We start from the raw sequence: 26,280 nt of genomic DNA, 5'->3' as shown, positions 1-26,280 counted from the left end.
ATGAGCTTCAATACCCTGATTGACTGGAATAGCTGTAGCCCTGAGCAGCAGCGCGAATTACTGATGCGCCCGGCGATTTCCGCCTCTGAAAGCATTAGCCGCACGGTGGCCGAGATCCTTGAAAATGTCAAAAACAACGGCGACCAGGCATTGCGCGAATACAGCGCGAAGTTTGATAAAACCGAGGTCGGCGCGCTGCGCGTCACTGAGGAAGAAATTCAGGAGGCCGGGAATCGTCTGAGCGACGAGCTGAAACAAGCCATGCAGGCGGCAGTACGTAATATTGATACTTTCCACAGCGCGCAGATCCTGCCGCCGGTGGATATCGAAACCCAGCCGGGCGTGCGCTGCCAGCAGGTTACCCGCCCCATCGCTTCCGTGGGCCTGTATATTCCAGGGGGATCGGCACCGCTGTTCTCTACCGTATTAATGCTGGCGACCCCGGCGCGTATCGCGGGCTGTAAAAAAGTGGTGCTGTGCTCGCCGCCGCCGATTGCCGATGAAATCCTCTACGCCGCGCAACTCTGTGGCGTGAAAGAAGTGTTTAACGTGGGCGGCGCACAGGCCATTGCCGCGCTGGCACTGGGCACGGAGTCTATTCCAAAAGTCGATAAAATCTTTGGGCCGGGCAACGCCTATGTGACCGAAGCCAAGCGCCAGGTCAGCCAGCGTCTTGACGGCGCGGCAATCGATATGCCCGCCGGACCGTCCGAAGTATTGGTTATCGCTGACAGCGGCGCAACGCCGGATTTTGTCGCCTCCGACCTGCTCTCTCAGGCCGAGCACGGCCCGGACTCGCAGGTGATCCTGCTGACGCCGGACGCTAAGCTTGCCGAAGGCGTGGCCGAAGCCGTTGAACGCCAGCTCGCCGAGCTGTCCCGAGCCGACACCGCGCGTCAGGCGCTCTCCGCCAGCCGTTTAATCGTGGCGAAAGATCTGGCACAGTGCGTTGAAATCTCCAACGCCTACGGTCCGGAGCACCTGATCATTCAGACCCGCAACGCACGTGAGCTGGTGGAAGGCATTATCAGCGCCGGTTCGGTGTTCCTTGGTGACTGGTCGCCGGAATCCGCAGGCGACTATGCTTCCGGTACTAACCACGTGCTGCCAACTTACGGCTATACCACAACCTGTTCCAGTCTGGGGCTGGCTGATTTCCAGAAACGGATGACCATACAGGAATTAACACCACAAGGTTTCTCTGCGCTGGCCGCCACCATTGAAACCCTGGCCGCGGCTGAGCTGCTGACCGCCCACAAAAATGCCGTCACCCTGCGCGTTAACGCCCTGAAGGAGCAAGCATGAGCACTGACAACTTTCTCAGCGTCACTGATTTAGCCCGTAAGAATGTCCGCGAGTTAACGCCTTATCAGTCTGCCCGCCGTCTTGGCGGTAACGGCGACGTCTGGCTCAATGCGAATGAATATCCCACCGCCGTTGAGTTTCAGCTAAGTCAGCAAACGCTGAACCGCTACCCGGAGTGCCAGCCGAAAGCCGTGATTGAGAATTACGCGCAGTATGCAGGCGTCAAGCCGGAGCAGGTGCTGGTCAGTCGTGGCGCAGATGAAGGGATCGAGCTGCTGGTGCGCGCTTTTTGCGAGCCGGGTAAAGATGCGATTCTGTACTGTCCGCCGACTTACGGCATGTACAGCGTCAGCGCTGAAACGATTGGCGTTGAATGCTGTACCGTCCCGACACTTGACGACTGGCAACTGGATTTACAAGGTATCGCGGACAAGCTTGATGGTGTGAAGGTGGTCTACGTATGCAGCCCTAATAACCCAACGGGCCAGTTGATTAAGCCACAGGATCTGCGTTCGCTGCTCGATATGACGCAGGGTAAAGCTATCGTGGTTGCCGATGAAGCGTATATCGAGTTTTGCCCGCAGGCCACGCTGGCGGGCTGGCTGTCTGAATATCCGCACCTGGTAATTTTACGCACACTGTCCAAAGCGTTTGCTCTCGCCGGTTTACGCTGCGGGTTTACGCTGGCAAATGAAGAAATTATCAATCTGCTGTTAAAGGTGATCGCCCCTTACCCGCTCTCTACACCGGTGGCGGATATCGCCGCCCAGGCGCTGACGCCGCAAGGCGTTGCCGCCATGCGCCAACGCGTCCAGCAGATCCTGCAAGAGCGTCAGTTCCTGGTGGAGAACCTGAAAACAATTCGCTGTGTAGAACAGGTTTTCGATTCTGAAACCAACTATGTTCTGGCGCGCTTCACCGCATCCAGCAGCGTATTTAAATCTTTGTGGGATCAGGGCATTATCTTACGAGACCAGAACAAACAACCTTCGTTAAGCGGCTGCCTGCGTATTACTGTCGGAACCCGTGAAGAGAGCCAGCGCGTCATTGACGCCTTACGTGCGGAGCAAGTATGAGCCAGAAGTATCTTTTTATTGACCGTGATGGAACCCTGATTTCCGAACCGCCAAGTGACTTTCAGGTCGATCGCTTTGACAAACTGGCTTTTGAGCCGGAAGTCGTTCCCGTTTTACTGAAGCTGCAAAAAGCGGGTTTTAAGCTGGTGATGATCACCAACCAGGATGGACTGGGAACCCAGAGCTTTCCACAGGCTGATTTTGACGGCCCGCATAATCTGATGATGCAAATATTCACCTCTCAGGGCGTGAGGTTTGATGACGTGCTGATTTGCCCACACTTGCCGGCCGATGAGTGTGCTTGCCGTAAGCCAAAAGTGAAGCTGGTTGAGCAGTATCTGGTTGAACAGGCTATGGACACCGAGAACAGCTACGTCATTGGCGATCGTGCCACAGATATTCAACTGGCTGAAAACATGGGGATTAGCGGATTACGCTATCACCGGGACACCCTGAACTGGGCGATGATCGGCGAGCAGTTGACCAAACGTGACCGCTACGCCCACGTTGAGCGCAATACCAAAGAAACGCAGATTGACGTCAAAGTCTGGCTGGACCGCGAAGGCCAAAGCAAAATCAATACTGGCGTTGGCTTCTTTGACCACATGTTGGATCAAATCGCCACCCACGGCGGTTTCCGTATGGAGATAGCCGTCAAAGGCGATCTGTATATTGACGATCACCACACCGTAGAAGATACCGGTCTGGCGCTGGGTGAGGCCTTAAAGCTGGCATTAGGTGATAAACGTGGTATCAACCGTTTTGGTTTTGTCCTGCCGATGGACGAATGTCTGGCACGTTGCGCGCTGGATATCTCCGGACGTCCGCACCTGGAATACCGCGCTGAGTTTACCTACCAGCGCGTGGGCGATCTGAGCACGGAGATGATTGAACACTTCTTCCGCTCACTCTCCTACACCATGGGCGTCACCCTGCACCTGAAAACCAAAGGAAAAAATGACCACCACCGTGTGGAAAGCCTATTTAAAGCCTTTGGCCGCACGCTGCGCCAGGCGATTCGCGTAGAAGGCGATACGCTACCCTCCTCAAAAGGAGTGCTGTAATGAACGTAGTGATCCTGGATACCGGGTGCGCCAACCTGAATTCGGTGAAATCCGCCGTTGCGCGCCATGGATACGACCCGGTTGTCAGCCGCGATGCGGATGTGGTGCTCCGGGCCGATAAGCTGTTTCTACCAGGCGTGGGTACTGCGCAGGCGGCTATGGACCAGTTGCACGAGCGTGAACTTATTGAACTGATTAAAGCCTGCACGCAACCGGTGCTGGGGATCTGCTTAGGCATGCAACTGCTTGGTCGCCGCAGCGAAGAGAGTAACGGTGTCTCCCTGCTGGGCATTATTGAACAGGACGTCCCCAAAATGACCGATTTTGGCCTGCCGCTGCCGCATATGGGGTGGAACCGTGTGTATCCACAAGCAGGCAATCGTCTGTTCCAGGGTATTGACGATGGGGCGTATTTCTACTTTGTCCACAGCTACGCGATGCCAGTGAACCCATGGACTATCGCCCAGTGTCATTACGGTGAACCGTTTACCGCGGCAGTCCAAAAGGACAATTTCTTTGGCGTGCAGTTCCACCCGGAACGTTCGGGTGCGGCTGGGGCGCAGTTGCTGAAAAACTTTCTGGAGATGTAATGATTATTCCGGCATTAGATTTAATCGACGGCACGGTGGTGCGTCTTCATCAAGGTGATTACGCACAGCAACGTGATTACGGCAACGATCCACTGCCCCGCCTGCAGGATTACGCGGCACAAGGCGCACAGGTACTGCACCTGGTCGATCTGACCGGGGCAAAAGATCCGCAGAAACGACAAATACCGCTGATTAAAACGCTGGTCGCGGGCGTCAATGTTCCGGTGCAGGTTGGCGGCGGTGTGCGTACTGAAGCGGACGTTGCGGCACTGCTTGACGCCGGCGTGGCACGCGTGGTGGTCGGTTCGACGGCGGTAAAATCCCCTGAGGAAGTTAAGAGCTGGTTTACCCGTTTTGGCGCCGACGCGCTGGTGCTGGCGCTGGACGTACGCATTGACGAACACGGTAATAAACAGGTTGCGGTCAGCGGCTGGCAGGAAGATTCAGGGGTTTCACTGGAAGAGCTGGTGGAAACCTATTTACCCGTTGGTCTGAAGCATGTGCTGTGCACGGATATCTCCCGCGACGGTACGCTGGCGGGTTCAAACGTCGCGCTTTATGAAGAAGTGTGCGCTAAATATCCACAGGTGGCGTTTCAGTCATCTGGCGGTATAGGTGGAATTGAGGACGTAGCCGCCCTGCGCGGGACTGGGGTTGGCGGCGTGATCGTCGGACGAGCCCTGTTGGAAGGTAAGTTCACCGTTGAGGAGGCCATCCAATGCTGGCAAAACGCATAATTCCTTGTCTGGACGTTCGCGATGGACAGGTGGTAAAAGGCGTCCAGTTTCGCAATCACGAGATTATTGGCGACATCGTTCCGCTGGCAAAACGCTATGCCGATGAAGGCGCAGATGAACTTGTCTTCTACGATATCACCGCCTCCAGCGATGGCCGTGTAGTCGATAAAAGCTGGGTATCGCGCGTGGCGGAAGTGATCGACATTCCGTTCTGCGTTGCCGGTGGGATTAAGTCCATTGATGATGCGGCGCGTATTCTCTCCTTTGGGGCGGATAAAATCTCCATTAACTCCCCGGCGCTGGCTGACCCGGAGCTTATCACGCGTCTGGCGGACCGCTTTGGCGTACAGTGCATCGTGGTGGGTATCGATACCTGGTATGACGCCGCAACCGGTAAATATCACGTTAACCAGTATACCGGTGATGAGAGTCGTACCCGCATCACGCAGTGGGAAACGCTGGATTGGGTGCAGGAAGTGCAGAAACGTGGCGCAGGCGAAATCGTACTGAACATGATGAATCAGGACGGTGTGCGTAACGGCTACGACCTGGAACAGCTGAGAAAAGTGCGCGACGTTTGCCACGTACCGCTGATTGCCTCCGGTGGCGCAGGCACCATGGAACACTTTCTCGAAGCCTTCCGTGATGCTGACGTTGACGGCGCGCTTGCCGCTTCCGTTTTCCACAAACAAATTATCAATATTGGCGAGTTAAAAACGTACCTGGCAACACAGGGCGTGGAGATCAGGATATGTTAACGAAGCAACAATGTCGCGAACTGGACTGGGAAAAAACCGACGGATTGATGCCGGTCGTGGTGCAGCATGCGGTATCCGGCGAAGTATTGATGCTGGGTTATATGAACCCGGAGGCGCTGGATAAAACGCTTGAAAGCGGTAAGGTAACCTTTTTCTCGCGGACCAAACAACGCCTGTGGACCAAAGGTGAAACCTCTGGCAACTTTCTTAATGTGGTTAACATCGCGCCTGACTGCGACAACGACACCCTGCTGGTGCTGGTTAACCCGATTGGGCCAACTTGCCACAAAGGCACCTCAAGCTGCTTTGCTGACACCAGTCATCAGTGGCTGTTCCTGTATCAACTGGAACAACTATTGGCTGAGCGTAAAACCGCCGATCCGGCAAGCTCTTACACGGCCAAGCTGTATGCCAGTGGCACCAAACGCATTGCGCAGAAAGTGGGGGAAGAAGGCGTGGAAACCGCACTGGCCGCCACCGTGCACGATCGTTTCGAGCTGACGAATGAAGCCTCTGACCTGATGTACCACCTGCTGGTTCTGCTACAGGATCAGGAGCTTGATCTGACCACCGTGATTGAGAACTTACGTAAGCGTCATCAGTAATCGGCAGACGTAAAAAAACCGGGCGCGGTGAACTGCCCGGTTTTTTTGTGCTCGGAATAAAACTGCCTTCGGCCTGCTACGCTCTGGCTTTGTAGCCACGCAGCGCATTTCGCCCCAGCACGATACCTGCACCAATCATTTCGCCCCAGCACGATACCTGCACCAATCATTCCCCCCAGCAGAACGGCCAGTACCAGGATAATGGCTTTTTTCGGACTGTCACGACGAATCGGTAACGTTGGTTTCATCACGTAGCGATAGGAGTGCAACTCTGCCCCTTCAAGCTTAAGATTTCTGATATCAAGCAGTTTTTGTTTTGTCTGGAAGTAGTTATCAGACAATATCAAAGGACGCGTAGACTCGTGCTCAACCATAGATTTCAGAGCATCACTACCCAACAGGAACATACTATCCTGTGTAACATCCTGAGTTTGCTGAATTTGCGGCTTAATCACACCCGCCTGTTCAGCATAACGCAGCGCTTCCTGGATTTGCTTAATTCGCAGATCTTTTTGTTCCTGAGCGACCACTTCCTGAGTCTTCAGAGAATCTTCTAGAGTACTGGTTTGCAGCTTAATGTTATCAGCCAGGTCAAGTTCTAGCTCTTTAGCAACCTTTTCATCTGTTTGTTGAATGTATTCAGCCAGCTGACGCTGAGCTTCTTCTGGAGAACTCGCCACATAAGAGACCGCTAGCGGCAGTTGTTGGCCTTTAACAGACTGCTCAATCGACAGTTTCTGTGGTTCTTCCTGATTATCAAGCGTTTCTGCCAGGGCAGAGAAAGAGGTACTGAAACGACCAACCACATTAGTCTGAAGTTCAGTCACCTTAGGCGCGTTGGCGCCATACAACACGTTGAGCGCGTTGTTATAGGTGGCTATTTGACCAACATCCGGTTGAGTAATAATTGCAGTAGAGGTCCATTTCTCTTTAGCAACCACCAGATAGCCCACCGCCAGAACAATGGTAACAACGATCGCGATAACGATTGTTGTTTTCCCACGCCATAACTGCAGCAGCAAATCAATCAGATCAATCTGTTCCGGATCGTTACCGCGCCCGGACATGTTGTTGTCACTTACAGACATAGATACCCTAATTAAGGAAGGACTTAAACTCGAATTAGTTTAGCTAAAAATTGAAGCAATTCCATAGGATTAATGATAAAAAATCAAATTGATTGAGAGATTTTGATTGGTATTTTAGTCACTTGAGAAAAAAGGAAGGAATTTAAAAAAAGTGTCAATACTGAATGGCCACTCTTTGCAGGAAAAGCGTCAAACAGCGGGTTAAATGTCATCAAGCGTAAATGCCAGACATTCTCGTTAATTAAATTCACGGCATGAATATTTATTAACTTACCACTAAAAATGGCATGCGTAAAAAGGATAACCATTAGCTTTTTTGCCATCTGACGGTATTATTTCACTTTTCGTCGCACCAAATAGTACCTGGCTGCTTTTTAGCCGAAAAGAGGAACGAACATGAAATACCTGGTTACGGGGGCCGCTGGTTTCATCGGCTTCCATGTTAGCAAACGCCTCCTTGAGGCTGGCCATCAAGTCGTCGGTATCGATAATCTGAACGATTACTACGACGTGAGTCTTAAGCAGGCCCGTCTGGAGCTGCTGGTACACCCCGGCTTCCAGTTTCATAAGATTGATTTAGCCGACCGCGAAGATATGTCAACACTCTTCGTATCCGGGCATTTTGATCGTGTGATCCATCTCGCCGCCCAGGCTGGTGTACGCTATTCACTCAAAATCCTCACGCTTACGCAGACTCCAATCTCACAGGTTTTCTGAACATATTGGAAGGTTGTCGGCATAATAAAATTCAGCATTTACTCTATGCTTCTTCCAGCTCGGTATATGGTCTGAATCGCAAAATGCCCTTTTCAACGGACGATTCCGTCGATCACCCGGTATCCCTGTATGCCGCGACCAAAAAAGCCAACGAACTGATGGCCCATACCTATTCTCATCTGTACGGATTGCCCACAACCGGCCTGCGTTTCTTTACCGTATACGGTCCGTGGGGTCGCCCGGATATGGCGCTGTTCAAATTCACCAAAGCGATGCTGGAAGGGAAAAGTATTGACGTCTACAACTACGGCCAAATGAAGCGCGACTTTACCTATATTGGTGATATCGCAGAAGCAATTATTCGCCTGCAGGATATCATTCCTGCGCCCAACGGGGAGTGGACTGTCGAAGGCGGTTCCCCGGCAACCAGCTCCGCGCCGTATTGCGTCTACAATATCGGCAATAGTTCACCGGTTGAACTGATGGATTATATCAAGGCGCTGGAAGAAGCTCTTGGCATCGACGCGACCAAAAATATGCTCCCGCTACAACCCGGTGATGTGCTGGAAACCAGCGCGGACACCGAAGCACTGTATGACGTTATTGGTTTTAAACCTACAACAACGGTTAAAGATGGGGTCAAGAACTTTGTTGACTGGTACCGTGTGTTTTATAAAGTGTAACGTAATGAAAGGTAAAAGCTAAGTATTTACTAAATCCCAAATACCCCTGATTGTGCAAAAATCCGTAGCCACTATGGGATAACGGATTTTTGCTCTTTTGCATAGCCTGAATTCTATCTTATGATAAGCATTATAAATTTTCTCTGTACTTAGTTGTCTTTTTACATTCAGTACAAATTTAAGCTCTGAAGCATGTCCATTATTTCTTTTCAGGGATATAAATTTCTGCTTCTCCAGTAATTACTTTTTTCCTTCCAACTTGACAGATGGTATCAAAAGTAATCTTTCTCTTTTCTATATCAACTGATTTTACAGTGACAGTAGCTAGTACCGTATCACCAATAAAAACAGGATATTTGAAATTGAGTGTTTGTGAAGCATATACACAACCATAACCTGGTAATCTGGTTCCGAATAATGCAGAAAAGAACCCTGCTGATATTAAACCATGCGCAATCCGTTTACCAAACCTGGATTCTGAAGCATAGGTATCGCTGACATGTACAGGATTATGATCCCCAGATACTCCAGCAAACGCTTTAATATCAGCATCAGTTATAGTTTGAGTATAACTTGCGCTCATGCCAACTTCTATTTCCTCAATTGAAACACTATTACTAATCATTGTTCATCCCTTTCCAAGAGGCTTAGCTGGATTGCCAAAAACTGTAACCCCAGGTGGGACACTTTTAGTAACAACAGCCCCCATACCTACAATAGCCCCCTTCCCAATAACAATAGGACGCTTAGGAGTACCTTGTTTTATGACTACTCCAGTACCTATATACGCATGATCCTCTACGACAACACTGCCATTACATTTTACCGAAGGTGCAAAAGTAACGTAGTCTCCTATAATGCAATCATGAGCAACATAGGAATAAATATTGGCATGGAAGAATTTACCTATCTTCGCGTTTGATGTCACAGTAACGAACGGACATAATATCGAACCTTCACCAATTATTGTATTATCAAGAATAACAACATTATCATGAGCGATAGAGATAGCTTTGGCCCCTCTGGCGATCATTTCAGCCGAAATTCTTTCGCGTATCTGGCTATCGCCGATTGCAATATTGAATAACTTTTCTTCAAAATCTGAATCAAGGAAGTCCTTTAAGGACATAACATTATAACCATTGACCTTATCAAGTGCATCGTTATCATCAATAAAAACGAGCTCAGAGATTTCCCCTGAATCGTCGATCATTTTCTTTACAAGAGGAATAACTTCACGCCCAAAGCCTCCTGCACCCACAACGCCATAAATTTTTTTCATTGCCGCCTCCGTAAACCAACGATAACAGGATATTAAAGCCACTAACGAGTTATAACAAGTAGCAGCAAAAATGAAACCATGTTTAGAAACCATTTGTTTAAAATTCAAGCGTTTTTTAGCCCTATTGACAGGGCTTTAAACGTGTGTTCATAACTACAGAAGGAGATGACCGCAACGTTAACCGTGGAGGCCATTTCTAAAAGTTGGTAAGACTCGCAAAAGGCATACCATGAGACCATCTGGTAGGATTGAAGGAAGTCAGCTCAGGTTTAGTCACTACCGAACAAATCACGGGTATAGACTTTTTCTGCAACATCAACCAATTCAGACGTCATTCGATTTGAAATAATAACATCCGCTTCATTTTTAAACGCGTTTAGATCGCGAACTACCCGAGAGTGGAAAAATTCATCCTCTTCCATGACCGGTTCATAAATAATAACGGGTACGCCCTTGGCTTTAATACGCTTCATGATCCCCTGAATAGAGGATGCGCGGAAGTTATCAGAGCCACTTTTCATGATCAATCGGTACACGCCAACCACTTTAGGCTTACGGGCCAGGATGGAATCTGCAATAAAGTCTTTGCGCGTACGGTTAGCATCGACGATCGCGCCGATAATGTTATTCGGCACAGACGCGTAGTTCGCCAACAACTGCTTAGTATCTTTCGGTAAGCAGTAGCCACCGTAGCCAAAGGACGGATTGTTGTAATGATTACCAATACGCGGATCCAGACATACGCCTTCAATAATTTGCCGGGTGTTCAGACCAAGACTTTCGGCATAGCTATCAAGCTCGTTAAAATAGGCCACGCGTAACGCCAGATAGGTATTAGCGAACAGCTTGATGGCTTCGGCTTCAGTAGAATCGGTAAACAGCGTCGGAATATCTTTCTTCACCGCACCTTCCTGCAGCAGCGCGGCAAAGCGTTCTGCACGTTCGGAGCGTTCACCTATGACGATACGCGACGGATGCAAATTGTCGTATAGCGCACGCCCTTCACGCAGGAACTCAGGCGAGAAGAAAATATTATCAATGCCAAACTGTTCTTTAATTGAATTGGTAAAACCAACCGGAATGGTGGACTTGATGACCATCACCGCTTTTGGGTTAATTGCAACCACATCGCGGATAACGGACTCGACGCTGGAGGTGTTGAAGTAGTTGGTCTTCGGATCGTAATCAGTCGGTGTCGCGATGATCACATAATCCGCATCACGATATGCATCATACTTATCAGTCGTTGCACGAAAATTCAGCTGCTTTGTCGCCAGGTACTCTTCGATCTCTTTGTCAACAATCGGCGATTTTTTCTGATTCAGCATCTCGACCTTCGCCGGGACGATATCCAGAGCAACCACTTCATGGTGCTGGGCGATCAGAATACCGTTGGATAAGCCGACATAACCTGTTCCTGAGATAGTTATCTTCATTCGCTCTGTAACTTCTTCCAGTTAAACATTGAGGTTGAGCACACCACCAGCATTGTGGCGGATCGGCTCAGCATTGAATGAGTATATCGTGATTTGCTATAGCACCGCCTATCAGACCTGACCGAATCCCATTTTTTGACAATAAAAAAGCCCGGAGGAGCGCTCCGGGCCTGGCTTTAGCAGTTGGCTATTTCAGATTAATCCAGCCATTCGGTGTGGAACACGCCTTCTTTATCGATGCGTTTATAAGTGTGCGCACCGAAGTAATCACGCTGGGCCTGAATCAGGTTCGCCGGCAGTACCGCAGCACGGTAGCTGTCGTAGTAGGCAACTGCAGCAGAGAAAGTCGGTACCGGAATACCATTTTGCACAGCGTAAGCCACGACGTCACGCAGCGCCTGCTGGTACTCATCAGCAATGTTTTTGAAGTACGGAGCCAGCAACAGGTTAGCGATACCCGCATTCTCCGCATAAGCATCGGTGATTTTCTGCAGGAACTGCGCACGAATGATGCAGCCCGCGCGGAAAATCTTCGCGATCTCGCCGTAGTTCAGATCCCAGTTGTACTCGTCAGACGCAGCACGCAACTGAGAGAAGCCTTGCGCGTAGGAGACGATTTTGCCCAAATACAGCGCGCGACGCACTTTCTCAACAAACTCAGCTTTATCGCCAGCCAGTTTGGCCTGCGGGCCGGACAGCACCTTAGATGCCGCCACGCGCTGCTCTTTCAGAGAAGAGATGTAACGCGCGAATACGGACTCGGTGATCAGCGACAGGGGTTCGCCCAGATCCAGAGAGCTCTGGCTGGTCCATTTACCGGTACCTTTGTTCGCTGCTTCGTCCAGGATCACGTCAACCAGGTATTTACCCTCTTCATCTTTTTTGGTGAAGATGTCTTTGGTGATGTCGATCAGGTAGCTGCTCAGCTCACCTTCATTCCACTCGGTGAAGGTGGTTGCCAGTTCTTCATTAGACAGGTTCAGGCCACCTTTCAGCAGTGAATAGGCTTCAGCAATCAGCTGCATGTCGCCGTATTCGATACCGTTGTGAACCATCTTCACGTAATGACCCGCGCCGTCAGCGCCGATGTAGGTCACGCACGGCTCACCATCTTCCGCCACAGCAGCAATTTTGGTCAGGATCGGCGCAACCAGTTCGTAGGCTTCTTTCTGTCCACCAGGCATGATGGACGGGCCTTTCAGTGCGCCCTCTTCACCGCCGGATACGCCAGTACCGATGAAGTTAAAGCCTTCTGCGGACAGTTCACGGTTACGACGGATAGTGTCCTGGAAGAAAGTGTTACCACCATCAATGATGATGTCGCCTTTATCCAGATACGGCTTCAGGGAGTCGATGGCAGCATCTGTGCCTGCGCCCGCTTTAACCATTAACAGGATACGACGTGGGGTTTCAAGAGACTCGACGAACTCTTTCACCGTGTAATAAGGAACCAGTTTCTTACCCGGATTCTCGGCAACAACTTCTTCAGTTTTTTCGCGGGAGCGGTTGAAGATGGAGACAGTATAACCGCGGCTTTCGATGTTGAGCGCCAGGTTGCGCCCCATCACTGCCATACCGACGACGCCGATCTGTTGCTTAGACATTACATACTCCTGTCAGGTGTGGTCACCGCGCAAGGTATGCGCGGCTTGAATGTGTTCTAGATGTTAACCCAGGATACTTGAAAGTAGATAGCGGTTGATGTGCTAACTCAACATGTCACATTCAAAGTGCATCCGGAGACATTATGCTTTGCATGCCATACCAGGTCACAAATACCATCGGTGGGTTGAAAACCTGTCGGTATTTTCAGTAAGAGATCACGAATGATATCATGCTCAAAATTAGTACATGCCTCATCCATTTGCTTCAGGTAACTTTCAAGTTCTGCCCAACTGAGCATATCTTCATGTGCCGTCATAATTCTCGGGTGAGATGTACCAAGAACTTGCTCGCCAATCAGCAATTCTTCGTAGAGCTTTTCTCCTGGGCGCAACCCAGTGACACTAATTTCTATATCGCCATCCGGATTTGATTCATCTTTAATCTTTAAGCCGCATAGTTTGATCATACGAGTTGCCAGGTCATATATTCGAACAGGATCGCCCATATCAAGCACAAAAACATCTCCACCTTTGGCCATGGCACCAGCCTGAATAACTAACTGAGAAGCCTCTGGTATTGTCATGAAATAGCGGATGATATCTTTATGCGTCAGAGTAACAGGCCCACCTTGCTCGATTTGCTTTTCAAACAATGGGACAACCGACCCTGATGAGCCTAAAACGTTACCAAATCTGACCATACTGAAACAGGTTGTTGACTGCTCTTGCGCTAAAGCCTGTAAAACCAACTCCGCAACACGTTTCGTCGCCCCCATCGTATTAGTCGGTCTAACAGCTTTATCAGTTGAAACCAAGATAAAAGTCTCAACATTAGATGATATCGCTGCTTGAGCACAATACAGTGTCCCAAAAATATTATTTCTAACACCTTCTACTACATTATATTCAACCAGCGGGACATGTTTATATGCTGCAGCGTGATAAACAGTATTAACATTAAAAACACGCATAATAGTTTCTAAACGATGTAGTTTTTGAACTGATCCCATTAGCGGGATTATTACAACATCATTATTATCATTATGCGCGAGCATAGTTAGTTCTTTTTCGATAGAATAAAGTGCGAACTCAGACACTTCAAACAAAATCAGAATCTTGGGGTGTTGTAAAATAATTTGCCGGCATATCTCAGAGCCAATTGAACCACCAGCTCCAGTAACCATGACAACTTTATTACGAATATTTTTCGCTAATAATTCTGCATCAGGTGAAACAGGTTCCCTTCCGAGGAGATCATCAATTGACACTTTTTTGAGAGCCATAATTTGAGCCTTTCCCTCAACAAGATCTACCATACCAGGTATGGATAAAACTTCACATGGAAAGTCCTCTAAATATGTAATAACTTCTTTTCGTTTTTCAATTGAAATAGAAGGCATCGCTAATAGTATTTTTTTAATGCCATAGCGGTGAACTAATTTTTCAATATTTTTTCGAGAATAAACAGTTACACCATGAATAACGACTTTATTCAATAGAGGATTGTCATCAATAAATGCAACCGGGAAATATTCATCTACTTGCCTTAAGGCGGTTAAAAGTTGTCTACCGGAAGCTCCTGCTCCATAAATAATAACTGGCGTTCGTCCGCGCACAGCATAAGTAAGCAACATCCTAAATAATAGTCTTGAACCGCAAATTAATAATAATGAGAAAGCAAAATAAATTATTGGTATTGTTCTGGGAAGAAATATATCAAAAAAATATGATAATATTATAAGCAGCACTGTTGATATGCAAAGGCCTAGCAGGACCGTTACAAATATCTTGGCTGTGACATATCTTAGAACCGTGCGGTATAACCCCATCCTTGCAAAGACAAATACAGTAACAACAATAAGACAAGCTAGTAACTTCCAGTGCTCGTAGCTAGTATAAGGTGCAGAAACATCCATTCGGACCCAAAAAGCGCCCCAGAAAGCGAACAACAATAGAACAAAATCTATTGCCACCATGATCATGCGTTTTATATGACGAGGCAAGCTGAGTAGTTGCGTTAACATTCTGTACCACATTTTGTAATGATGAGGTGACATGCTTGTCACCTCAGGTAAGGTTAGTCTTTATTTATCAGTTGCAATAACTCTCAAATAAGAGCATTTTTCAGAACCTTACGTGCAACTTCACATGTAAAATCAATCTCGGATTGCGTTAACGTCGGATGTACAAGAAACATCAAGCTAGTCTCACCAAGTTCAACCGCATTAGGTAAAGAAGTTGCTGGACGCCATCCCGTATTATCGAATGCCTTCTCAAGATATATCTCAGAGCAACTTCCCTGATAACAAGGTACCCCTGCATCATTAATTTCTTTGATGATACGATCACGAGTCCAGTCCGCTTTTAATGCCGTTGGCTTGATAAATACATAATGTTTGTATTCAGCATGTTCAATATACTTAGGTATCTGAACTAACCTTACACCCCTGAGATCTTTTAGTGCGGCATCGATAGCTCTACCATTTTTTTGGCGTCGTTGAGTCCACTCTGCCATCCGTTTTAATTGAATTCGACCAATCACACCCTGCATTTCCAGCATGCGCCAGTTGGTACCAAATGATTCGTGTAACCAGCGGAAACCAGGTTGGTGTTCACGATTATAAACAGCATCATAGCTTTTGCCATGATCTTTATAACTCCACATAGCAGACCATAAAGATTTATCATTGGTGGTCACCATCCCACCTTCACCGCCGGTTGTCATAATTTTATCCTGACAGAATGACCATGCAGCGATATGACCGATACTACCCACACGTTTTCCTTTGTAACTTGCGCCATGTGCCTGAGCGCAATCTTCGATTACATAGAGATTGTGTTTTTCAGCTAAACTCATAATAGGATCCATTTCAGCTGGCATCCCGGCTAAATGTACAACAATGACTGCTTTAGTATTAGGTGTTAAAACAGCTGAAATGGTCTCCGCTGTAATACACTGACTGTTTAGATCTACATCCGCAAATACAGGATTGGCACCCGCTGTAACAATACATGATGCTGATGCTAAAAATGTACGAGAAGTGACGATCACATCGTCACCAGCACCGATATTTAACGCTTTAAGGGCTACATCTAACGCTAATGTCCCATTACTTAATGCAACAGCATATTTCGTCCCCACCCACTCAGCGAATTCTTTTTCAAACAAGCGACATTCGTTACCTGTCCAATAATTCACTTTGTTTGATAATAATACCGAGGACACCGCATCTGCTTCTTCTTGTGTAAACGAAGGCCATGGAGAAAAATTAGTATTTAACATAGAAACACCCTTTAATCTTTAAAATTGAACTTATGTGACATACAGAAGCAATTATGATTAGTTCAGATATAGATATTATCTCATCATAAGTATTCTATATGTTTTCCCAAAATTATTGGAGATATGAACTCTCTTTAATTTTTAATCTTACATAAGCATATCCACAAATTTCATATCCAATACATTTTAATTAACATAAAGATTTTATATAAGACCAAGGTACGGTTTTATAAAGACTCAATATAGAGTTTTAGTATTACTTATCAGATGATTTTCCTTTAAACTCTGGCATCGTTGAGTGACCCTCAGCAGATATGCCTTCTCTAATTACAACTTTTTTGACTGTAAGAAAGAGAATTTTAATGTCTAACCACATTGATTGATGGTCTACATACCAAACATCAAGTTTAAATTTTTCGTCCCAACTAATAGCATTTCTACCATTAACTTGCGCCCAGCCAGTTATGCCTGGTCTTACCTCATGGCGACGATTCTGTTCCTGGTCGTAACGTTCAAGATAACTCATAAGAAGTGGTCTTGGGCCGACAAGACTCATGTCTCCTTTAAGTACATTCCATAACGCAGGCAATTCATCCAGACTGAGCGCCCTCAGCTTTTTGCCAAACTCCGTAAGTCTTTCTTCATCAGGTAGTACATTCCCTTTGGAGTCAGTGGCATCTTTCATACTGCGAAATTTTATCATCTTAAAGGGGAGGCCATCTTTTCCGGGCCTAACTTGTCTAAATAATACAGGTTTACCCAATTTTTTTCTAACAAGAAGGTAGGTAACGCCAATAATGGGAGATAAACATATTAGTAGTATTGAAGATATTAATACATCAAAGAAACGTTTAATCATATTATTGGATAACCTTTTTAAATATAGTGATGAATTTTTTCACACCTTCCTGAAGACTTAATTCAGAGTAATAGTATTTAGCTCCGTTTTCTCCCATCTCTTTTAATTCATTTTTAGATAATAATGTGAGCTGTTCAATTCCTGAAGATATTGAAATCGGACTATCAGAAGAGCAAATAATCCCGGCGCTGGCATTTCTGACGAGGTCTGCAGCATCGCCATCAACAGCCATTACAATAGGTTTACCACATGCCAGATAGGCTTGAGTTCTGGAGGGTATTGTGATAGTAAAAAGATCATCTTTAATAAGATGAACCAATAATGCATCAGCTTGTTGAAGAATATCTCCAATCTCGGTAATTGGCACGCGAGGTAGAAAAATCACATTATCGATATTATTCTCTTTAGCAAATGTCACTGCATCGGCCTTTGCTAAACCAGAACCTACAATGATAATATTGGCCTTGACACCGTTGTTCTTTAAAATTTGTGCAGCAGATAAAATGGAAGGTAATCCTTGCGCTAAACCGAGATTTCCCGCAAAAACAACATTGAATTTATCAGATGGAAGAATCACGTTACTTTTTTTATTACTTCTAAGGTTCTCTTCATCACACCAGTTATAGATAACCTCGATTTTCTCCTCAGGTACACCGCGGGAGATCAGCTTCGCCTTAAAACCAGGAGAGAGGACAACAATTTTTGCTGCGCGCCTGTATACAAAGTTGCACAAATAGTTAAGCGTATTTAATATTTTTTTGTTCGTTAACATTCCTGTGGAAGCTAATGTATCTGGCCAGAGATCCTGAATATCCACAATGAATGGTTTTCTTCTGAAGAAAGAAATCAGTGATGCAGAAAGCGCTGTTGTTAGCGGAGGATGGTAAGCATAGATAACATCTACTTTCTGTCTGGATAGAATTCCAAAGACCATGCTCGTGAAAAAAAACGAACCATAATTGAGCATTCTCTTTAACGCAGAAGGGCCGTGATTCGGATATAGAGGTACCCGATTAATTGTTATATCGTCATGGCTATCTTTTTGGAAAATCTTAATCTTATATCCATCGTAAATCTTTCCCCCTGGGTAATTAGGGAAACCTGTAATGACTTCAACCTCAACATTTTGCCTTCTCAATTCTTTTGCAAAAGCAAGACCTTTAAAGGTAGGTTCAGGATCAAACCATTGTGTCAACAATAAGACTTTCACTTTAATCTACACACCATTAAAAAGTCACTCTGGTCTGGCCAGAGTGATTAACTTATTAGTATTTACGCCAAACAACACGTTTAACATAATCAGTATAGGAGAGAATAATTCTTGCCACTTTATCAGAGACATTTGGCATTGAATAATCATTCACCTGGCGCAGGAGTCGTTCGTTATTACGTGGCTGATTTTTTATCATCTCAAGAGCCTGAAGAATACGGTCAGGCTCGACACCAGTCATTATTACCGTGCCTTCTTCCATTCCTTCAGGGCGTTCGTGCGCCTCACGGATATTGATAGCAGGAAAATTAAGAATAGATGACTCTTCCGTAATTGTACCACTATCAGAAAGGACTGCTCGCGCTTCCTTCTGTAATTTCACATAATCTTTAAAACCAAGCGGCTTTAACAACTGTATGTGCGAGTTAAAAACAATCCCTTTCGCATCAATCCTTTTCTGGGTTCGCGGATGAGTAGATACAATGATCGGCAACTGGTAAGTATCTGCTACTTTATTTAACGACTCGACAAGATTCATTAAATTTTTATCTGAATCGATATTTTCTTCACGATGAGCACTAACGACAAAATATTCGTTTCGTTTTACATTAAGCCGCTCAAGCACATCTGATTGCTCAATACCTTCAGCATAATGAGTTAACACTTCAAACATCGGACTGCCAGTCTTGATAACCCGATCTGCAGGCAAGCCCTCAGCCAGAAGATACTCTCGAGCGATATCGCTATATGTCAGATTAATATCGGCTGTATGATCGACAATACGGCGATTAATCTCTTCTGGTACTCGCATATCAAAACAACGATTTCCCGCTTCCATATGGAAGATAGGAATCTTGCGGCGTTTTGCCGGAATAGCAGCTAAGCAACTATTTGTATCACCCAGGACTAGAAGAGCTTCTGGTTTGATGGATTCCAGCACTTCATCAATTTTGATGATAATTTGCCCAATAGTCTCAGCAGCATTTTTACCTGCTGCATTCAAAAAGTGGTCAGGTTTGCGGACGCCAAGATCGTCGAAAAAAATTTGATTAAGTTCGTAATCGTAGTTTTGGCCGGTATGAACAATCGTATGTTCAAAATAATCATCAAGTTTAGCCATAACACGTGACAATCTGATAATTTCTGGTCGTGTACCTACGACTGTCATAACATGCATTTTATTCATCTTTTACTCTTCAGCGATTTTGTAGTTAACCGTATCGGGATTCTCAGGATCAAAAATTTCATTTGCCCAGAGCATAACTATCATTTCATCATCACCAATATTCGTGATGTCATGCGACCATCCGGGAACAGTTTCGACTATTTTTGATTCATCACCATCAATAAAAATTTCATAATAGTCATTCGAATCAATATGTCTAAAAGCAAATTTTGCTTTGCCTTTAATGACCAGAAATTTCTCATTTTTTGTATGATGATAATGCCCCCCTCTTGTAATACCGGGATGTGCAGTAAAAAATGAAAACTGACCAGACTCTTTTGTTTTGAGCATTTCAACAAACGTCCCACGAGGATCGCTATGACGTTTGACAGAATAGGCAAATTCTGAAGGAGAATAATAGCTCAGATAGGTCGCATACAGTGTCCTGGTTAAACCAGTACCAACATGGTCAATTAACAAGCTATGCTGTTTATCCTTAAATGACCTGATAATGTCAACAACTTCACCGACTGTCGTACTATAAACCGGTGTGACCTCTGCATTTTTTTCATCTATATTACCTGTTAAGCAATCAACGAATGACTTGCAGACGTCATCAATATAAACCAGTTTTAGAGGAGCATCAGAATTATTGACAGTAACCTCTAACCCATTGAGTATATTATAGCAAAACGTTGCGACAGCAGAGTTGTAGTTTGGTCTACACCATTTACCGAATACATTAGGCAAGCGATAAATATAAGTTTTTGCGCCAGTCTCTTCAGCATATTTGCTTACTAAATTCTCAGCTGCCGCCTTGCTTTTTCCGTAGTGATTATCCAGTTCAGCCTGAATTGATGAAGTAATGAGTAAAGGGGTTTTATTACCAAATTCAACTAATTTATTAACAATGTGCTCTGTTAAGTTGGCATTACCTTCATAAAACTCAGAGTCACATGTTGGACGGTTAATCCCAGCAAGATGGAAAACAAATTCTGCAGATTGCAAAGCTTCATTAAGTTGCTCAAGAGAATTATCTCGATCGATACAAATAATATCGTTATACCCATTTTCGCGTAAATGGACACGGAGATTTTTGCCGATGAACCCATTAGAACCCGTAATAACAAGCTTCATATTATTCATCCAGTTGATATTCTTTTTTATCACAAATGGCTCTAATAAATGCCAGTTTTAGCAATAATTTTTTCATACCTTCAACATCAAGACGTTCTGTATTATGTGAATTATAATCTTCAACTTGTGAAATTCGCTGATCGCCCTGCTCTACATATTTTCCATAATTAAGATCGCGTAGATCAGGTGGAACACGGTAATATTGACCCATATCTTCAGCAGCAACCATTTCTTCACGACTCAACAATGCTTCATACAATTTTTCACCGTGACGAGTACCAATAATATTCACAGGGTGTTCGGGAAGATCCATCAATTCTTTCAGAGCTACTGCCAATGTTTCAATTGTCGCGGCTGGAGCCTTCTGAACAAAAATATCGCCATTATTTCCATGTTCAAATGCATAAAGAACCAAATCAACCGCATCATCCAAAGTCATCATGAAGCGTGTCATATTTGGGTCAGTGATCGTCAGAGGTTTCCCCTCTTTAATCAAGTCCACAAATAGTGGGATAACCGATCCGCGCGAAGCCATAACGTTGCCGTAGCGAGTCCCACAAATAACGGTTTTGGTCTTATCGACGTTACGTGATTTGGCAACAATAACTTTCTCCATCATAGCTTTGGATATACCCATAGCGTTGATCGGATAAACCGCTTTATCTGTACTTAAGCACACAACACGTTTAACGCCATTCGCAATAGCCGCTTCAAGCACGTTTTCAGTACCAAGTACGTTCGTTTTCACCGCTTCCATAGGGTGAAATTCGCAGGAAGGAACCTGCTTTAATGCTGCGGCATGATACAAAAAATCAACACCACGCGTGGCGTTTAAAATTGATTGATAATCACGTACATCACCTATATAAAACTTCAATTTAGAATTATTATATTTTTTACGCATGTCGTCTTGTTTTTTTTCATCACGACTGAAAATTCGGATCTCAGCAATATCCGTATCTAAAAACCTTCTTAAAACCGCATTACCAAAAGAACCAGTGCCACCTGTAATTAACAAAACTTTATTTTTAAACACTAACTTCCTCCTTTAAATTCTCATAAAAATTTCTTATAATCATAATATGAACTTTTCATATAATCATATTTTATCTTTGATGCTACCTTCGCCAAAGTTGCACTCTCTTCATGATACACAATAGCTGCTGGATCATAGAACATTCTTGCATTTATGCTCATTAATTGCCCGGCTAAATACGCTTCCTCACCATACAAGAAAACCTTGTTATCCAGTTCATTAAAATTCTCAAAAAATGATGGCATCAGTATATAACATGCACCAATGCCCATATGAATATATCCGCGAACCTGATCCAAAGAGTTATCCCTCCCTCCTTTCAGATAATTGACAAATCGACTCCCCCACGTCAAAATTTTGGAACTAATATAAGAAGAAAAATATACATCATAAAGAAATTTTCTAGTTGAACTAACACGTGAACGGCAATGAGGGTTTTGGTGATAACCATCTTTGGTAATAACATTTGGGGCAATCACCAAAGCATCTGCTGGATAACTTCCATTTAATATGTTTTTTAAAAAATTCGCATCATATATTAAGTCATTATTTCCGACTACAATAGGGTTTGTTTTAGGTAACCCCTTCAATCCTAAATTGATACCACCGAAATACCCTAAATTCGTTTCACTCCAGATCACCTTAATATTTTCTTTATATTTTTTCTCTATCAACTTCAGTTTGTTTGACTCGCTTTCATTGGACTTGTTGTCTACAACAATAACACAAGCATTTTCAGATTGAGTGACAACACTCTTAACTAAATTTTCTGTGTATCCAGAGTTATTATAATTTACACAAATAAAATAATACATACTTCTCCTTACGTAACTCACAAAGAATATTGCAACCCGAATATAATATAGTCGTAATCTATTTGGCAGGTATAATATATTGAAAGAGCTAATGCGAACAAGAATAAATATAAATAAAGGCCATATCTTTGAAATTTTCCCATATACTGAGATACTGACATTAGTACAAAATAATTTAGTATCATTGAGTTTCTATATATCCTGTTTATTTCATCAATATATAGAAGAAAAGGTGTGAACATTGATAAGAATAAAAAAAACGCAAAATTAATTTCTACCCAACGCTTAATTGAAATATTATTAATAGCAATTCTACTTTTTATATTATATAATAAAAAAAGATTAAGCAAGAAAGGCCCCCCCCATATAATTAAGGAATGGACCTTAATAGTTTGGGAGATATAAGACTGCAGTGTACGCGTATCAAATAATATCACTAATGTCTTAATTAATATTGGTGTAACAATAAATGCCGCAATTAATCCAAATATCATTACCTTAGAATACGATTTTTTATGCCTAAATTGTATAGCGACCCATGCTAAAAAATATAAAAAACCTAAGCTATGAAATAGCATTGTTAAGAAAACGTAACCAAATGATATTATTTTACGCTTCTTTTCCAATTCAATAAGTGCATTGATAAAAAAGATTAACATAAAAGAATTTCTTATCTGAACAATATCAACTGGCATCGGGCAAAGCATATACAGCAAAAGGGCAAAAGATGTATATTTACTATACTTATTCAAACGATATATTGTTATGCCTACTAGTAAACCAAGTATAGTTATAATAATATTATGGTTTCCGCCCAAAAATTTAACTATATATATTAGCCATCTGTACCCAACTTCGGCATATGATTCATTAACATTAAAAATATCAACATATGCCTCATAATCTTGGTTTTGTCTATTAATGAGAAATAATGTAGTGACGATAAGAATAACTACAACATTACTCAATCGGTTAGCTTTTATATAATTAAAGAAAGAAATCCATACACCCAGAAATATCACAAAAAATATATAGTACATCTTTCACCACACATATTATGGTTTTTGTTCAAACAAGAGAATACAACCATCATTGGTTTATATTTTTTTGAATGCATAGAACTTAAGCACTAATATCAATAATATTAACTCAGCTGAAACATACGCCATAGCTGCTCCCTTTTCTGCTAAAAAATAGCTAAAAATAAAAGCTAGAGCAATAGATATACATCCAGCAACTCCTGTCATCACTGAAAATTCTTTTTTAAACCCTTTAATTGATAATCCAACTGACCCAAACATAAAATTACCAATGCCTACTAATATTGAAATTGACATAATTGCCAACGGCGCGATAGTATCATTAACAACGCCACCTCCAATTGTCATAAAAAAAACACCTCCAGCAATGGCACATACTAAAATAATTGCGCACATTATTTTGAGCTGTCCTTTAGTATTGGCATACACAAGTTGTTTATACTCACCAACATTATATCCATCAATTTTGGACTTATGGCTTTTCAATAACACTGTTAAATAAAATTGGTTTAGTGGCGTTGCAACAGATTGAACGCATTTAACAATTTTCTCGGCTGTTGCATATATCGATGTGGCAACAGGATTAGATATAACACCCAAGATAAGAACATTACTATTCCTATATAATAAAACAAATATATTTGCAATAAAAAGATGGTAACCACCTTTAAAGTATTCAACTATTTCGCATACCTTAATATTCACTTTATTTTCTTTGTTATTCCAAAAAACATATAAGATTGCCATCAATCCTGATAAAAAGTATGAACCTGAAATTATAGATACATAATAATAGCTTTTAACTGCTATTGAAAACTCAAATGGATAATATATTAGACACAAGGCAATACCTCTAGAGAGGATGACAAATATAGCTAATGGTTTATTGTTAGCAGTTGCCTGATAATAATAATTTGACTGAAAAATCATCCCCAATGGATAAAATAGAAAAATAGAAAAATAGAAAAACAAAGTATTACTTATAAAAAATACAATAATTAAAATCAAAATGGAGATAAAGGCAAAAAGAATACACCTACAGACTAATGTAAGAACAAAAACCTTATACGCTTCATCATTTGTATTTACAGAAATTATTTTTTGGACGCTTATAATATCAAAACTGTATAAGGAAAAAATAAGCACATACATCGCCAGTGCTTCGGATAATACAATCTTAGAAAATAAGTCTGTCCCCACGCTGAGCATAATAAAAGGGAAAATCAATACTGGAAATATTGCATTTGCCCCTTGTATTACAGCTAACTCTAGTACCATTTGATATTTTTTTAGAGTTGCTATTCTTTTTATCACTGTATGCAATTGCTAAACCCCAGGAAATGGAAAACCCTTTTTATCCTTAGCTGAAATAGATGTCGGCTGGTCAGGCCAGCTTATATTCAAGAATTGATCATCCCATTTTATGCAAGCTTCACTTGCTGGGTGATAATAATTTGTTGTTTTATAGCAAAATTCAGTATCTTCTTTCAATGTCATGAAGCCGTGTGCAAATCCTTCAGGTATCCATAACTGTTTTTTATTTTCAGCAGAGAGAATTACACCAATCCATTGACCGAAGGTTTCAGAGTCATGACGAATATCCACCGCAACATCGAAGACTTCCCCTACCACACAGCGAACTAATTTTCCCTGGGCAAAAGGTGGAAGTTGATAATGCAGTCCCCGAAGGACTCCTCTCGCAGATTTAGAATGGTTATCTTGCACAAATTCGACCTTACGTCCAACAGACTCTTCAAATACCTTCTGGTTAAAGCTCTCCATGAAAAACCCACGTTCATCACCAAACACCGTTGGTTCAAAAATCAACACATCTGGAATTTCAGTTTTGATAACATTCATGTCTTAATAACCCTTGATCATTTTAATTAAATACTGACCATAAGCATTTTTAGATAATGGGATAGCAAGTTTTTTGATCTGTTCGGCATCAATAAATCCCTTGCGATATGCTATTTCTTCCGGGCAAGAAACTTTCAGACCCTGGCGTTCTTCAATAGTGGCAATAAAATTGCTTGCTTCAATTAGGCTCTGATGTGTCCCTGTGTCCAGCCAGGCATATCCACGCCCCATCATTGCAACAGACAAACGCCCCTGTTCCATATAAATTCGGTTAATGTCGGTAATTTCCAGTTCGCCACGTGCTGAGGGTTTTAAGTTCTTTGCCATTTCTACAACATCGTTATCATAGAAATACAGTCCAGTGACGGCATAATTACTTTTCGGTTCGAGTGGCTTTTCTTCAAGGCTAACTGCTGTACCACTTTTATCGAACTCAACCACACCGTAACGTTCAGGATCGTTAACATGATAGGCAAATACGGTTGCGCCGCTTTCTTGATTAACAGCTGTATCCATTAATTTAGGCAGGTCATGACCGTAAAAAATGTTGTCGCCAAGCACCAGAGCACAATCATCATTACCGATAAACTCTTCACCAATAATAAATGCCTGGGCCAGGCCATCCGGCGTCGGTTGTATTTTATACTGTATATTTAGTCCCCATTGGCTACCGTCGCCCAATAACTGTTCAAATCGCGGGGTATCCTGAGGAGTACTAATAATCAAGATGTCACGAATGCCTGCCAGCATTAGCGTGGAAAGCGGGTAATAGATCATTGGCTTATCATAGATCGGCAGCAGTTGCTTGCTTACAGCCATAGTGACAGGATAAAGACGAGTACCTGAGCCACCAGCTAAAATAATCCCTTTACGCGTTTTCATTTCATCATCTCTTTGTGTACAAAATGCCCGTTAACGGGCATTAAAAAG

At 43.7% G+C, this 26,280-nt stretch carries 24 protein-coding genes and 1 pseudogene; 8 read left to right on the top strand and 17 right to left on the bottom strand.

Annotated elements, in window-relative coordinates:
- The 7 genes from hisD to hisIE are packed head-to-tail and all read left to right on the top strand — an operon-like array spanning position 1 to position 6,135.
- On the top strand, positions 1 to 1,305 hold the full coding sequence (gene hisD, locus AC534G_RS09575) for a histidinol dehydrogenase (RefSeq protein WP_110497535.1): 1,305 nt from the start codon (positions 1 to 3) through the stop codon (positions 1,303 to 1,305).
- Positions 1,302 to 2,381, top strand: a complete 1,080-nt coding sequence (gene hisC, locus AC534G_RS09570) for a histidinol-phosphate transaminase (protein ID WP_110497533.1) — start codon at positions 1,302 to 1,304, stop codon at positions 2,379 to 2,381. Before hisD ends, hisC begins: the two co-directional genes overlap by 4 nt.
- Positions 2,378 to 3,445 carry a bifunctional histidinol-phosphatase/imidazoleglycerol-phosphate dehydratase HisB gene (gene hisB / locus AC534G_RS09565; RefSeq protein ID WP_069323520.1) on the top strand — a complete coding sequence of 356 codons (1,068 nt, stop codon included), beginning with the start codon at positions 2,378 to 2,380 and terminating at the stop codon, positions 3,443 to 3,445. Before hisC ends, hisB begins: the two co-directional genes overlap by 4 nt.
- On the top strand, positions 3,445 to 4,035 hold the full coding sequence (gene hisH, locus AC534G_RS09560; protein WP_038641727.1) for an imidazole glycerol phosphate synthase subunit HisH: 591 nt from the start codon (positions 3,445 to 3,447) through the stop codon (positions 4,033 to 4,035). The genes hisB and hisH overlap by 1 nt, the downstream gene beginning before the upstream one ends.
- On the top strand, positions 4,035 to 4,772 hold the full coding sequence (gene hisA / locus AC534G_RS09555) for a 1-(5-phosphoribosyl)-5-[(5-phosphoribosylamino)methylideneamino]imidazole-4-carboxamide isomerase (protein WP_069323519.1): 738 nt from the start codon (positions 4,035 to 4,037) through the stop codon (positions 4,770 to 4,772). Before hisH ends, hisA begins: the two co-directional genes overlap by 1 nt.
- On the top strand, positions 4,754 to 5,530 hold the full coding sequence (gene hisF / locus AC534G_RS09550; RefSeq protein WP_038641731.1) for an imidazole glycerol phosphate synthase subunit HisF: 777 nt from the start codon (positions 4,754 to 4,756) through the stop codon (positions 5,528 to 5,530). Before hisA ends, hisF begins: the two co-directional genes overlap by 19 nt.
- Positions 5,524 to 6,135, top strand: coding sequence for a bifunctional phosphoribosyl-AMP cyclohydrolase/phosphoribosyl-ATP diphosphatase HisIE (gene hisIE / locus AC534G_RS09545; RefSeq protein WP_038641733.1), 612 nt, complete (start codon positions 5,524 to 5,526; stop codon positions 6,133 to 6,135). Before hisF ends, hisIE begins: the two co-directional genes overlap by 7 nt.
- Here the strand turns inward: hisIE and wzzB are convergent.
- A complete protein-coding gene (gene wzzB / locus AC534G_RS09540; RefSeq protein ID WP_496594536.1) occupies positions 6,129 to 7,223 on the bottom strand; it encodes an LPS O-antigen chain length determinant protein WzzB in 1,095 nt (364 codons plus the stop codon). The two genes, hisIE and wzzB, sit on opposite strands and share 7 nt — an antisense overlap.
- A 396-nt stretch (positions 7,224 to 7,619) precedes the next feature.
- Here wzzB and AC534G_RS09535 point away from each other — a divergent pair.
- A pseudogene (locus AC534G_RS09535) lies at positions 7,620 to 8,623 on the top strand (NAD-dependent epimerase).
- Positions 8,624 to 8,822: 199 nt separating this feature from the next.
- On the opposite strand, the gene AC534G_RS09530 reads toward AC534G_RS09535, so the two are convergent.
- The 16 genes from AC534G_RS09530 to rfbA form a co-directional block, all read right to left on the bottom strand.
- Positions 8,823 to 9,248 carry a MaoC family dehydratase gene (locus tag AC534G_RS09530; RefSeq protein WP_110497527.1) on the bottom strand — a complete coding sequence of 142 codons (426 nt, stop codon included), beginning with the start codon at positions 9,246 to 9,248 and terminating at the stop codon, positions 8,823 to 8,825.
- A 3-nt stretch (positions 9,249 to 9,251) separates the two neighbouring features.
- On the bottom strand, positions 9,252 to 9,905 hold the full coding sequence (locus AC534G_RS09525) for an acetyltransferase (protein ID WP_110497526.1): 654 nt from the start codon (positions 9,903 to 9,905) through the stop codon (positions 9,252 to 9,254).
- Positions 9,906 to 10,174: 269 nt separating this feature from the next.
- A complete protein-coding gene (ugd, locus tag AC534G_RS09520; RefSeq protein WP_110497524.1) occupies positions 10,175 to 11,341 on the bottom strand; it encodes a UDP-glucose 6-dehydrogenase in 1,167 nt (388 codons plus the stop codon).
- Between the two features lie 197 nt (positions 11,342 to 11,538).
- Positions 11,539 to 12,945, bottom strand: coding sequence for an NADP-dependent phosphogluconate dehydrogenase (gnd, locus tag AC534G_RS09515; protein WP_110497522.1), 1,407 nt, complete (start codon positions 12,943 to 12,945; stop codon positions 11,539 to 11,541).
- Positions 12,946 to 13,052: 107 nt separating this feature from the next.
- A complete protein-coding gene (locus AC534G_RS09510; RefSeq protein ID WP_110498810.1) occupies positions 13,053 to 14,969 on the bottom strand; it encodes a polysaccharide biosynthesis protein in 1,917 nt (638 codons plus the stop codon).
- Positions 14,970 to 15,052: 83 nt separating this feature from the next.
- A complete protein-coding gene (locus tag AC534G_RS09505; RefSeq protein WP_110497520.1) occupies positions 15,053 to 16,228 on the bottom strand; it encodes a DegT/DnrJ/EryC1/StrS family aminotransferase in 1,176 nt (391 codons plus the stop codon).
- Positions 16,229 to 16,484: 256 nt separating this feature from the next.
- The gene (locus tag AC534G_RS09500; protein WP_110497518.1) at positions 16,485 to 17,087 is read right to left on the bottom strand and encodes a sugar transferase; all 603 of its coding nucleotides are present in this window, start codon (positions 17,085 to 17,087) and stop codon (positions 16,485 to 16,487) included.
- Position 17,088: 1 nt separating this feature from the next.
- Entirely contained in the window at positions 17,089 to 18,297 is a 1,209-nt protein-coding gene (locus AC534G_RS09495) for a glycosyltransferase family 4 protein (RefSeq protein ID WP_199981068.1), read from the bottom strand.
- 55 nt (positions 18,298 to 18,352) lie between these two features.
- Complete coding sequence (wecB, locus tag AC534G_RS09490; RefSeq protein ID WP_199981069.1) at positions 18,353 to 19,483, bottom strand: non-hydrolyzing UDP-N-acetylglucosamine 2-epimerase; 1,131 nt, start codon at positions 19,481 to 19,483, stop codon at positions 18,353 to 18,355.
- A 3-nt stretch (positions 19,484 to 19,486) separates the two neighbouring features.
- Positions 19,487 to 20,599, bottom strand: a complete 1,113-nt coding sequence (gene wbjC, locus AC534G_RS09485) for a UDP-2-acetamido-2,6-beta-L-arabino-hexul-4-ose reductase (protein WP_110497511.1) — start codon at positions 20,597 to 20,599, stop codon at positions 19,487 to 19,489.
- 1 nt (position 20,600) lies between these two features.
- On the bottom strand, positions 20,601 to 21,635 hold the full coding sequence (fnlA, locus tag AC534G_RS09480) for a UDP-N-acetylglucosamine 4,6-dehydratase/5-epimerase (RefSeq protein WP_110497509.1): 1,035 nt from the start codon (positions 21,633 to 21,635) through the stop codon (positions 20,601 to 20,603).
- Between the two features lie 20 nt (positions 21,636 to 21,655).
- A complete protein-coding gene (locus AC534G_RS09475; protein ID WP_110497507.1) occupies positions 21,656 to 22,450 on the bottom strand; it encodes a glycosyltransferase family 2 protein in 795 nt (264 codons plus the stop codon).
- A 17-nt stretch (positions 22,451 to 22,467) separates the two neighbouring features.
- Positions 22,468 to 23,490, bottom strand: a complete 1,023-nt coding sequence (locus AC534G_RS09470; RefSeq protein WP_110497505.1) for an EpsG family protein — start codon at positions 23,488 to 23,490, stop codon at positions 22,468 to 22,470.
- A 57-nt stretch (positions 23,491 to 23,547) separates the two neighbouring features.
- Positions 23,548 to 24,804 carry an oligosaccharide flippase family protein gene (locus AC534G_RS09465; protein WP_239509326.1) on the bottom strand — a complete coding sequence of 419 codons (1,257 nt, stop codon included), beginning with the start codon at positions 24,802 to 24,804 and terminating at the stop codon, positions 23,548 to 23,550.
- A 12-nt stretch (positions 24,805 to 24,816) separates the two neighbouring features.
- Entirely contained in the window at positions 24,817 to 25,350 is a 534-nt protein-coding gene (gene rfbC, locus AC534G_RS09460) for a dTDP-4-dehydrorhamnose 3,5-epimerase (protein ID WP_110497501.1), read from the bottom strand.
- Positions 25,351 to 25,353: 3 nt separating this feature from the next.
- Positions 25,354 to 26,232 (bottom strand): glucose-1-phosphate thymidylyltransferase RfbA, encoded by an 879-nt coding sequence (rfbA, locus tag AC534G_RS09455; RefSeq protein WP_110497499.1) that lies wholly within the window; start codon positions 26,230 to 26,232, stop codon positions 25,354 to 25,356.
- Positions 26,233 to 26,280: the final 48 nt, after the last annotated feature.

It is taken from the genome of Citrobacter sp. CRE-46 (assembly GCF_059615875.1).
The sequence above is the reverse complement of the archived record's forward strand: the minus strand, read 5'-3'. Positions and strand labels throughout refer to the sequence as shown.

Excerpts from the sequence above, each read along its gene's own strand:
- hisH (WP_038641727.1), top strand. The coding sequence starts at position 3,445 with ATGAACGTAGTGATCCTGGATACCGGGTGCGCCAACCTGAATTCGGTG.
- gnd (WP_110497522.1), bottom strand. The coding sequence starts at position 12,945 with ATGTCTAAGCAACAGATCGGCGTCGTCGGTATGGCAGTGATGGGGCGC.
- AC534G_RS09470 (WP_110497505.1), bottom strand. The coding sequence starts at position 23,490 with ATGTACTATATATTTTTTGTGATATTTCTGGGTGTATGGATTTCTTTC.
- hisB (WP_069323520.1), top strand. The coding sequence starts at position 2,378 with ATGAGCCAGAAGTATCTTTTTATTGACCGTGATGGAACCCTGATTTCC.
- hisD (WP_110497535.1), top strand. The coding sequence starts at position 1 with ATGAGCTTCAATACCCTGATTGACTGGAATAGCTGTAGCCCTGAGCAG.
- AC534G_RS09475 (WP_110497507.1), bottom strand. The coding sequence starts at position 22,450 with ATGTATTATTTTATTTGTGTAAATTATAATAACTCTGGATACACAGAA.
- hisA (WP_069323519.1), top strand. The coding sequence starts at position 4,035 with ATGATTATTCCGGCATTAGATTTAATCGACGGCACGGTGGTGCGTCTT.
- hisF (WP_038641731.1), top strand. The coding sequence starts at position 4,754 with ATGCTGGCAAAACGCATAATTCCTTGTCTGGACGTTCGCGATGGACAG.
- wbjC (WP_110497511.1), bottom strand. The coding sequence starts at position 20,599 with ATGAAGCTTGTTATTACGGGTTCTAATGGGTTCATCGGCAAAAATCTC.
- hisC (WP_110497533.1), top strand. The coding sequence starts at position 1,302 with ATGAGCACTGACAACTTTCTCAGCGTCACTGATTTAGCCCGTAAGAAT.
- hisIE (WP_038641733.1), top strand. The coding sequence starts at position 5,524 with ATGTTAACGAAGCAACAATGTCGCGAACTGGACTGGGAAAAAACCGAC.
- ugd (WP_110497524.1), bottom strand. The coding sequence starts at position 11,341 with ATGAAGATAACTATCTCAGGAACAGGTTATGTCGGCTTATCCAACGGT.
- rfbC (WP_110497501.1), bottom strand. The coding sequence starts at position 25,350 with ATGAATGTTATCAAAACTGAAATTCCAGATGTGTTGATTTTTGAACCA.
- AC534G_RS09505 (WP_110497520.1), bottom strand. The coding sequence starts at position 16,228 with ATGTTAAATACTAATTTTTCTCCATGGCCTTCGTTTACACAAGAAGAA.
- AC534G_RS09525 (WP_110497526.1), bottom strand. The coding sequence starts at position 9,905 with ATGAAAAAAATTTATGGCGTTGTGGGTGCAGGAGGCTTTGGGCGTGAA.
- AC534G_RS09510 (WP_110498810.1), bottom strand. The coding sequence starts at position 14,969 with ATGTTAACGCAACTACTCAGCTTGCCTCGTCATATAAAACGCATGATC.
- AC534G_RS09530 (WP_110497527.1), bottom strand. The coding sequence starts at position 9,248 with ATGATTAGTAATAGTGTTTCAATTGAGGAAATAGAAGTTGGCATGAGC.
- AC534G_RS09500 (WP_110497518.1), bottom strand. The coding sequence starts at position 17,087 with ATGATTAAACGTTTCTTTGATGTATTAATATCTTCAATACTACTAATA.
- wecB (WP_199981069.1), bottom strand. The coding sequence starts at position 19,483 with ATGAATAAAATGCATGTTATGACAGTCGTAGGTACACGACCAGAAATT.
- rfbA (WP_110497499.1), bottom strand. The coding sequence starts at position 26,232 with ATGAAAACGCGTAAAGGGATTATTTTAGCTGGTGGCTCAGGTACTCGT.
- wzzB (WP_496594536.1), bottom strand. The coding sequence starts at position 7,223 with ATGTCTGTAAGTGACAACAACATGTCCGGGCGCGGTAACGATCCGGAA.